The sequence below is a fragment of the Candidatus Frankia nodulisporulans genome (assembly GCF_902806475.1).
GTDB classification, from domain to species: domain Bacteria; phylum Actinomycetota; class Actinomycetes; order Frankiales; family Frankiaceae; genus Frankia; species Frankia umida.
This window is the reverse complement of sequence record NZ_CADCWS010000515.1, coordinates 1-798: the sequence shown is the minus strand read 5'-3', so window position 1 is coordinate 798 and position 798 is coordinate 1. Positions and strand designations below refer to the sequence as shown.

Here is a 798-nt window from a genome sequence, read left to right as displayed (position 1 = left end):
GGGAGTGTAAGAACAACGGTGTAACTCCGATCATGGGAGTAGCACCTGATGACGATCACTACTGATGTGGCGGGCGCTGGTGTGATGTCTGTCGAGGAGCCTGCCGGCGGGCCGCCGGCGGCGGTGGATCCCGCGCTGGTCGCCCAGCTGGTGGGCCAGGCCCGTGCGCAGGGGTTGCAGCTTTCGGGTGAGGGCGGTCTGCTGCAACAACTGACGAAGATCGTCCTGGAGTCCGCGCTCGACGGCGAGCTGACCGAGCATCTCGGCTACGACCGGCATGATCCGGCCGGGGCGAACAGCGGGAACTCCCGTAACGGCAGCCGGTCGAAGACGGTGCTGACCGATGTGGGTCCGGTGGAGATCGAGGTGCCGCGGGACCGGGCCGGGTCGTTCGAGCCGGTCGTCGTCAAGAAGCGGCAGCGGCGCCTGTCCGGCGTGGAAGACATGGTGTTGTCGCTGTCCGCGAAGGGCCTGACGCACGGGGAGATCTCCGCGCATCTGGCCGAGGTCTACGGCGCGCAGGTCTCCAAGCAGACGATCTCCACGATCACCGATCGGGTGATGGACGGGATGGCCGAGTGGCAGAACCGGCCCCTCGACCCGGCCTACCCGGTGATCTTCCTGGACGCGATCAACGTGAAGATCTGGGACGGGAAGGTCGCGAACCGGCCGGTCTATGTCGCCCTGGCCGTCACCGTCGACGGTGCCCGCGACATTCTCGGCCTGTGGGCCGGGGACGGCGGGGAGGGCGCGAAGTTCTGGTTGCAGATCTGCACCGAACTACGCAACCGCGGGGTC

Annotated in this window: 1 protein-coding gene; it reads left to right on the top strand. The window is 67.3% G+C overall.

What is annotated here, in order from left to right; all coding sequences use genetic code 11:
* Window positions 1-84: 84 nt before the first annotated feature.
* Window positions 85-798, top strand: a 714-nt coding sequence (locus G6R24_RS21205; protein WP_163550871.1) for an IS256 family transposase, incomplete at its 3' end; no start/stop codon positions are given.